General features: G+C 50.1%; 8 protein-coding genes. 4 read left to right on the top strand and 4 right to left on the bottom strand.

Features of this window, described 5'->3' with window-relative positions; all coding sequences use genetic code 11:
* Positions 1-74: 74 nt before the first annotated feature.
* The 3 genes from QMZ18_RS36625 to QMZ18_RS36615 are packed head-to-tail and all read right to left on the bottom strand — an operon-like array spanning position 75 to position 3107.
* On the bottom strand, positions 75-494 hold the full coding sequence (locus QMZ18_RS36625) for a flavin reductase family protein (protein WP_282611397.1): 420 nt from the start codon (positions 492-494) through the stop codon (positions 75-77).
* Positions 491-1738, bottom strand: a complete 1248-nt coding sequence (locus QMZ18_RS36620; RefSeq protein WP_282611396.1) for a Zn-dependent hydrolase — start codon at positions 1736-1738, stop codon at positions 491-493. Before QMZ18_RS36620 ends, QMZ18_RS36625 begins: the two co-directional genes overlap by 4 nt.
* Positions 1739-1742: 4 nt before the next feature.
* On the bottom strand, positions 1743-3107 hold the full coding sequence (locus QMZ18_RS36615) for a dihydroorotase family protein (protein ID WP_282611395.1): 1365 nt from the start codon (positions 3105-3107) through the stop codon (positions 1743-1745).
* 389 nt (positions 3108-3496) lie between these two features.
* Between QMZ18_RS36615 and dctP the strand changes: the two genes are divergently transcribed.
* The 3 genes from dctP (at position 3497) to QMZ18_RS36600 (ending at position 6463) form a co-directional block, all read left to right on the top strand.
* Positions 3497-4558, top strand: a complete 1062-nt coding sequence (gene dctP, locus QMZ18_RS36610) for a TRAP transporter substrate-binding protein DctP (RefSeq protein WP_282611394.1) — start codon at positions 3497-3499, stop codon at positions 4556-4558.
* Between the two features lie 67 nt (positions 4559-4625).
* Positions 4626-5087 carry a TRAP transporter small permease gene (locus QMZ18_RS36605; protein ID WP_282611393.1) on the top strand — a complete coding sequence of 154 codons (462 nt, stop codon included), beginning with the start codon at positions 4626-4628 and terminating at the stop codon, positions 5085-5087.
* Positions 5088-5122: 35 nt separating this feature from the next.
* On the top strand, positions 5123-6463 hold the full coding sequence (locus QMZ18_RS36600) for a TRAP transporter large permease (RefSeq protein ID WP_282611392.1): 1341 nt from the start codon (positions 5123-5125) through the stop codon (positions 6461-6463).
* Between the two features lies 1 nt (position 6464).
* Here QMZ18_RS36600 and QMZ18_RS36595 read toward each other — a convergent pair whose 3' ends face one another.
* Entirely contained in the window at positions 6465-7388 is a 924-nt protein-coding gene (locus tag QMZ18_RS36595; protein ID WP_282611391.1) for a LysR family transcriptional regulator, read from the bottom strand.
* Between the two features lie 96 nt (positions 7389-7484).
* Here QMZ18_RS36595 and QMZ18_RS36590 point away from each other — a divergent pair, with 96 nt between their 5' ends.
* Positions 7485-8432, top strand: coding sequence for an N-carbamoyl-D-amino-acid hydrolase (locus tag QMZ18_RS36590; RefSeq protein ID WP_282611390.1), 948 nt, complete (start codon positions 7485-7487; stop codon positions 8430-8432).
* Positions 8433-8766 lie beyond the last annotated feature (334 nt).

The following is an 8766-nucleotide window of genomic DNA, read 5'->3' as shown; positions in this document are numbered from 1 at the left end:
GGCTTGGCACCACCATCAAAACCGGTAACCCTCGCTCCTCCAACAGAGCTGTGTCAGATCAGGTCAGAACTAATTCACCTTAGGCGACACTCCAAACTCGCCGGTGTCTGCACCAATCTTGGCACTGACACTGTCGCTGAAGGTTCAACCTCGATATCGGCAAGATTCAATTCGTCAACGTGGGCTGGAACATCCACTTCGCAAACAGTCATCTTTTCGAGCATTTCCTGAGCTACCAAATTTACGACAAACTCTCCAGTGTCTTGGATGTTCGCTACCGTATCCTTCTCGCGAGCAGGATCATCGCGGTTTATCCCCAATATGACGGTGGGGGGATTGCCGCAAACTGCGTTGAAGAAGCTGAACGGGGCAGCATTTCTCCCTCCAGCTTTGTCGACGGTAGTTACCAGAGCAATAGGTCGTGGAATGACAATATTGGTGAGAAGATTATACCTTTGCCTTGGGTCTAGGTCGGAACTAATCAGGCGTGTCATTCTTTATCGAGCTCCAGCAGCGCCCCAAGCAAAACTTGCGCCCCTCTAGCGCATCCGACCTCGTCGACCCATTCTTCTGGTGTATGACTGCGGCCGTCACGACATGGTACAAAAATCATGCCTGCTGGGCCCAAATGCGATACGTATACTGCATCATGACCCGCCCCACTGGACAACTGCATCGTCTGAAGGCCTTCGTTTTGAGACGCTGTTTCTATTGCACGCATAACTTTGGCTGCCGACTTGGTTGAGGTTCCACAGCTGACTTGTTGTACGTGGACGGCTTGCTCCCGACTTTGTGCAATATCTCGGTATCTTTTAAGAAGCCCGTCAGTATGCGCTTTCAACTTCGCATCGTCACCACTGCGGACTTCAAGTGTGAACTCAACCTCTCCAGGCACCGCATTCGCTGCATTTGGAGAAACGCTCAATTTCCCTATCGTTGCTACAATTGCGGCAACACTTGCATTTGCTGCCTCGGTTAGCTCCTCGGTTGCGGAAATGAGATAAGCTGCTGTTACCAAAGCGTCTTTGCGAAGCCCCATCGGTGTCGCGCCCGCGTGATCGGCTCTGCCGACCACACGGATGTTTTCCCTGCGGATTGCGGCAATGTCTGTAACAACGCCAATCGATAGACCCGCGCTTTCCAATCGTGTTGCTTGCTCGATGTGGATTTCGAGATATGCAACTATCGAGTTTGCCCCACGGCTGGCTTGATGCAAAAGTTCCGGATCACCGCCAACGGATCGGATCGCGTCTCCGAGTTTTCTGCCATTTCCGTCAGTGAGATCGAGCTGTTCGCTTTCCAACTTACCGGCCATCGCTTTTGACCCAATGCACGAAAGGCCAAATTCGCTTGGCTCTTCTGCCAAGAAATCTACCAGTTCGATATCATGAGCTGGTAGGGCACCATTTTCTTTCAGTGTCTGGATGGCTTCTAACCCCGACAGTACTCCGAGAATGCCGTCAAAGCGCCCTCCGAATGGCACAGTGTCACTGTGCGACCCTATCATGATTGGAAGATTCTTCTTGGCACTACCGTTGAGGCGACCAATCAGGTTCCCGGCCGTATCTGTGGACACGTTTAGTCCCACACTCTTGAATTCTTCGGTAAGCCACTGGCGACCGCGATTAAATTCAGGGGAGAATGACCGACGTGTCCAGGGTTGGTCTGGCACGGTGATTTCTGACAACCTCATCAGTCGATTCCAAAGGCGTTGTGAATTTATTTGGATGTTCTGCATTGCTTTATTGGACTTTCAAATTTGGCCGAACAACACGCCCGCCCTTCTCGTGGTTTCCCATCACTTTGGTTCCATCCCACACTTGCTCACCACGAGAAAACGTCGCCGCAACTTTCGCACTGAATTCGAAGCCGTCGAACATGCTCCAAGAAACGGCCGACTGCGAATTTTCTGCTGAGTAAACATGATTTTTCGGCTCAAGAACAACCAAGTCAGCGTCCAAGCCAACTTCGATAGCTCCCTTACGGTCTCGCAACAAGAAATGCTCAGCAGGCCCTTCAGACAGCAAGCGAGCCACGGTTTGGGGCGACAAGTTGCGAGCCTGACATCCAGTCCAGAACGCAGGGAGTAAAGTCTCCAACCCAGGCCCGCCGGATTTGTTCTTGAAAATGTTGGGATCACCTTTGACTGAAAGTGACCAACTCACATGATCCGAGGAAACAAAAGTGCAATTGCCCTGTGCAATGTGCTCCCATAGTTTGTCAACTTGCTCTTTGCGGCGTATCGGCGGGTAGTGTTTGACCAATGCACCTAGTTTGGTCGCGTGTTCTTCATGATTCACCATGAGATATTGAATACAGGTTTCAATCGAAACACTGTGTCCCGCGTTTCGATACATCTCGTGCAACTCAAATCCACGACCTGTAGACACATGGACGACGTGGGCCCTCGCCCCAGTCATAGCGCCGATTTCATAAACTGCCGATGTTGCCAAATTTTCGATCAGCTCAGTGTGTGCAGCTAGGAAAGCACCGATATCTGTTTCCCCATTTTTTGTCAGCCTCTCGATGTTTCGAAGCGTGAGATCCTGAATCTGATTGTGAACGCCGATCGGTAATCCGTAGGGCTTGATCTTAAGCATTGCTTGTTCAATGACGTCTTCAAACACCCTTGGGAAACGGCCGGGCGCCGCTTCGAAGGTTGAAAACTTGAACCCACAAGCTCCGAGAGCGATCAGATCATCTATGTCCTGCAGTCCAGCTTCATCGAGGATCGTCGCATAGAGAGCCACGTCAACCAGCGACTCGGACTCTGCGCGGTTTGCTTTGTCTTCAAAGGCTTCACGTGTAGAGATGGCTGCGGGATCGTCATAGGGCATTTCGACCATTGTTGTCACGCCCCCAGCTGCGGCTGCACGAGATGCGATCTTCAATCCTTCTTGTCCCAATTGACTAGAGGAGTGCACTTGTCCGTCAATTACCCCCGGCAGAATCCAACTCTCGGTATAGTTTAACAATTGTTGGGCACTCGGGAGCTCGCCACTTCCAATGCAGACAATTTTCTCGGACTTAACGCCGACGTAACCGCTCATCAGCGTGCGATTGGGCAGAACTATATTTCCGCAAATTACTTTTTCTAACTGAGCCAAAGCATGTCTCCTCCGTAAAGCCTCTCCTTCCGATTATCACGCGGCTAGGTATGAAAATCATATTATTTGAGCGTCAAATGAATAACTCTTTGCTATAGCGCGGGCACAACCTCATAACTCCGTGAACTCAGAACCGCTAATTTAGGTGAATGATTCGCTACAGTAGCCGTTTAACCCCTACACCCAGATGGCAAAAACTTAGGTGGATCGGTCTCGCTTCCTATGATCTCAAGTCAAATACAATATAACAATCCGTTATTCACTTGGCTTTCAAAAGCATTCGCACTAAGGCTTTCTTCTGGGCAGCCTACCCGCACACTACTCGTGTCCGGCTTTAATGCCAGTGCACGAGACCTGTAGTTACCAATGCAACACAGAGGAGGGTTGGCATGGCACGGAGCAAAGTGACAAGAGGATTTGGAGACCGAGGCGGAATGAAAGGAGTGGCTCTTGCGGCATTGATGTGCTGCGCAAGCACAATGGCGCTCGCAGAAAATGCGCGCTACTCCGACCACGACCCCAACGGAGGCATGCGTACGGGATTTGTTGCCGATGTATGGCTCCCCGCGATCGAATCGCAAACCGATATTGATGTTCAGGAGTTTTTTGCTGGAACCCTTATGGGCTCCAAAGAAGTGTTGGCTGGAGTGGGTTCTGGTGTAGCGGATATGGGTTTTGTCTATCCAGGACACTATCCCAATCGGTTAGCAGCCCATTCAATATTCTCTTTATTCCCACGAGGACCGCAAGAATTTGACGACATGGCCTGGTTTTATCATCAGGTCTATGATCGGGTTCCCGCCTTCAAGGAAGAATTGGCAAAGGAAGGCGTTGTTCCTTTGATGGTAACAGCCGGTCTTCCCGGCGCGTTCGTTGGTCGAAACGAACTCAATGGCATTGATGACATTTCGGGCGACAAATGGCGCGCGGGCGGTAAGTGGCCACTGAAGTACTTGGAAAATGCTGGTGCCGTGCCTGTATCAGTGCCTTGGGGAGACGTTTATGTCGCGCTGCAAACTGGCAGTATCGACGGAACCTTCACCAATTATGATGGCTTGCACCTCATGAAGTTCGATGAGGTGGCGCAGAATTTGCTCATTTCAAAAGAGCTATGGTTTGCAGTTCCGTTTCTTCACATTGCGAACAAGAGCTTCGTTGAAGGTCTGAGCGCTGAGGCTGCCACTGGTCTGGTAGAAGCGTCGAGAGCAGCGGAGGCTGAATTTTCTGCCGTTTATAATGCTGCTTTCGATCAGGTTCGTTCAGAGCAGGAGGCGGCAGGCTATCGCGTGACCGAGCTTTCTGGAGCGGATGTCGAAAAGTGGGAAAACGCAGCCGAACTTGAAAACCTGCGTGCGGAATGGATCACCTCCGCTGAAGAAGCTGGTTTGGCCAATGCGGCCGAAGTTATGGAGCAAGTCAAGGCAATCCACGCCGAAGCCTTGGCACGATAAAACCACTCCCCAACCGGCGGCAGGGGATAAGCCGGTTGGGGGTTTTCACCGAAGACAGGAGAAATTCATGCGGGCGTTGATCAAGAAGGTAGGTGGCCTGTTTTCGGTGATTGCTGGATTGCTGATGAGTGTGCTCATGGCTGTGTTGGTTTTGGATATCGTTATGCGGAACCTTGGTTATCCATTGCAAGGGATGGCGGAGCTCTCCGTCTTTGTGATGATGATTGTAATCTATTTTGGATTTGCCCATTGCGAAGCTGAAGATCAGCATGTTCGCCTTCAGTTCTTGACCAACAGATTGCCGCAAAACATCAAACAAATGACATCGTTTCTGGTTTGGATCTTGGGGTTTATTACGGTCGGCATCCTGACTTATGCAGTCGTGGTTGATGCGGCCCAAGCCTACCAGAGAAATGATGCAATCGAAGGTGTCGTGAACCTTCCGATTTGGCCCACAAAATTCGCCATGTGCATCGGAATGGCCATTTTCTTTCTACAAATTCTAACACGCGATCACCGCCAAGATTGATTGCGCACGAGAGTCAGATCTCAAAGGAACACTGAATGGAATTTTTTGTAGCTGGCGGGCTGTGCATCGCTCTTTTGCTTTTGCTGATGGCTATCGGCTTGCAAATCGGTTTGGCTTTCTTGCTTAGTGGATTTATCTCGTCTGTCCTTCTTCTCGGTTTTGACAGTTCCATCACGCTTGTTGGTCAGGCTGCTTACTTTTCGATTGCAAGTCCAACCTGGACAGCAATCCCCTTGTTTATTCTACTGGGATCATTTGCCTCAAATGGCGAACTGGCGCGACGCGCCTATCTCGGAATGCACTCCGCAACGCGTCGGTTACCCGGCAGCCTGTTGATTGCAACATCATTTAGCTGCGGGCTTTTTGGTGCTGTTTCTGGCTCGTCCATTGCGACGACAGCAATATTTGGTCGCATGGCTTTGCCAGAAATGATCCAAATAGGTTATAACAAAGCGCTTTCCGTCGGCGTCATTGCCTCAGCTGGCACGTTCGCGTCAATGATCCCGCCAAGCATGATGATGATCATTTACGCCTTGTTCACTCAGCAATCGATTGGAGCGCTTTTCGCAGCAGGCATCTTGCCTGGGCTGTTAACCGTGCTGGTTTATTCGGCCCTAATAATATGGATGGTACGGCGCAATCCATCATTGGCTCCGGAGCTCAAGTCGTATCATGAGGAAGATGAAGCAACCCAAAAGACCGACGATGACCGCGAGTATTCGCTGATCTCGGTCTGGCCTATCGTACTGATCGCATCAGTAGTATTGGGTGGGCTCTATGGAGGATTTCTAACTCCGACCGAAGCTGCTGCAGCTGGTGCTCTGTCAGCTTTGATAATTGGCGCAGGGCTCGGCCCCTTGCGTGACAAAAAGTTACTCGCCCTATCGCTTCACGATGCGGCTAAAGTCACGTCGATGCTGTTCCTGATCAACATCGGCGCTCTGTTCTACAGTCGCATCCTAGCCGTAACGGGCCTTCCTACGCAGTTAACTTCCGCATTAATTGAGTTGAATTTGCCTCCTCTTGCTTTCTTGATTGGCGTTATGGTGATTATATTCTTGCTGGGTATGATCATGGTGCCAATCGGAATCTATGCGCTCACGCTTCCGATAGTGATGCCTCTCTTGCTGAAGCTGGGCTACGATCCCATTTGGTTTGGCGTTGTGGCATTGAAACTGACTGAGATCGGCGCAATCACTCCCCCCGTTGGATTGAACGTGTTCGCAATCAAAGGGGTAATCCCAAAAGAGCATGACATTCCAATTGAGAAAATCTACCGCGGTTGTATGCCATTCCTGCTTGCCGACATCGCGGTGTTGGTCTTGATTATCGCTGTACCTGGCATCGCACTTTGGCTGCCGAATTTACTGTCATAGATCAATAATTTGCAGAACCGCGTGCCAGCGAGGAAGAAAACTCAACAAAAGATGCCTCAACTCTTGAGATCAACTTCTTCATGGGGACTGACATTGGTCGTGTGTTTGAAAAAATTGCGAAGGCTGTGAGCTCAATCTTTGGAACGTAGTTTCTAAATGTCATTCCCTTGGCTGTGTTGTTATTGGCCGTGAGTTCATCAACGATCGCTACGCCAGAGATGGCATTCGCAATGTCACAGGCTGTTTGGCAGTAGCGGGTCTCAACTGTGAATGGTATGTCCTCTTCGAACTGTTGGAAACTTCTGTCGATCAGTTGTCCGAGAGGGCTACCCGTTTCCAGCTTTACTAGCTTGTGCTCCTTCAGATCAGAAGGCCTGATGACGGAAACTGCAGCCAATTTATGGTCTTCCGACATAGAACAAACCATTCTTCCCATCCCTACTGGCTGCGCATTCAACGAATGCATCGGAATTTCGCGAGCAGAAAAGACAAATCCAAGATCTGAAACGCCTCGTTCGACATATTCAATGACATTTTCCCATCTTTTGACGTCGACGGAGACTTGAAACTGGTCACGGTTTTCAAAGAATCCTGACAATGCCTCGGGAATAATCGTTGACGCCATGTTGGAGGTCGAGACAATTCGGAGATGCCCTTTAGAGCCGGTCTGAATGTCTTTGACACGGTTGCGGACGGCCTCGAGAGAAATAAAGAGAGGTTCAATCTCGTCCATGAGCTGATGCGCCTCAGCGGTCGGATGCAACCGTCCACCAACGCGTTCGAACAGTCTTAAAGCCAATACTTCTTCCACGTGCTTGATCATGCGGCTTACGGCGGGCTGGGAGACACTCAAGATCTCTGCAGCCCCACTCGTGGATCCCGACTGCATGACCGCTCTAAACATCTCCAGCTGACGAATCTGCATATTACACCTTGTTATTGATGGGGAATATTTTTGCATTTGTTGTAATTGACTGCAAGCGCGACTGTAACCAAAGATTCAATGAGGTAGTCCGAAAAAATGTTAGATTTGAGAAAGCAAAACAGGGTCATTTCAATCGCAGCAGCACAACTAGGTCCAATTCAGCCAACCGACAGTAGAAGCTCGGTTGTCGACCGATTGGTTGGGCTTCTTGAACAGGCTAAATCCAAGGGATCTGAGCTTGTCGTGTTTCCGGAGCTTGCTTTTACGACATTCTTCCCCCGATACGAAATCACGGACGAGGCCGAACTGGACTATTGGTTTGAAAAAGAGATGCCAGGCGAGGAGACCCGCCCTCTCTTTGCAGCGATTCAGCGTCTCAAGCTTTCAGTGAATTTTGGTTATGCTGAGTTGGTGCCAGAGGCAGGTATAACAAGAAGGTATAATACTTCAATCCTTATCAACCCGAACGGCGAAATAATCGCAAAGTACAGAAAAATACACCTACCCGGTCACAACGAATTTGATCCAGAGCGTTCATTTCAGCACTTGGAAAAAAAGTACTTTGAGGTGGGGAATCTTGGGTTCCCGGTCTGGGATCACCTAGGCGGGAAACTTGGGATGTGTATTTGTAACGACCGACGTTGGCCTGAAACATTTAGAGTTCTTGGCCTCAAAGGGGTTGAGCTGGTTTTGATTGGTTACAACACACCGACCCACAACGCAAAGCACCCTGAACCTCCGCATAGACGTGCGTTCTACAACCACCTGTGCGTTCAGGCGGGTGCCTACCAAAACAGCACCTGGGTCGTGTCGGTTGCCAAGTCTGGTTGCGAAGATGGGCAAGACCTTATGGCTGGCAGCTGCATAGTCTCGCCTCATGGGGAAATTGTGGCCCAAACGTCCTCTAGTAAGGATGAGTTGATTGTCGCTGATTGTGATCTATCGCTGTGTGAAGATGGCAAGAATAATATGTTCAATTTTTCCGAACATCGTTGCCCTGAAGAGTACTCAATCATCACACGGGCCAATTGCGATGAAGATTGAGAAAACTCTAGTTCGCGAGATCTACAAAGAGAGTGCCTTGCACACAGATTTCTGCTTGATCTGCGAGTCCGTTTTCACGTGCGGATCTAAGATAGAGACGGCGAGGTCAAGGATATGAAGTGCTATGTGTGCCGTTCAGGCATCCGGTAAGCCGCTATTCGTAGATCACGTCGCTTCTGCGACCGTTTTTCCACATGGGCACTTGCGAACCAGTGTTCCACTCGTAGAGCCATCCAACGACTTCCCGTGTGGTTCGGTGTGAGTGCCGGATGGAAACTACCCATTAGCGCCGAGTGAAAAGTACCCAGTTTGGGGTTTAGATCAGCTGTTGCTC

The sequence above is a fragment of the Pelagibius sp. Alg239-R121 genome (genome assembly GCF_947331435.1).
Classification (GTDB): Bacteria; Pseudomonadota; Alphaproteobacteria; order Kiloniellales; family Kiloniellaceae; genus Denitrobaculum.
Note: the sequence above shows the minus strand (reverse complement) of the source record. Positions and strands in the feature narration are given on the sequence as shown.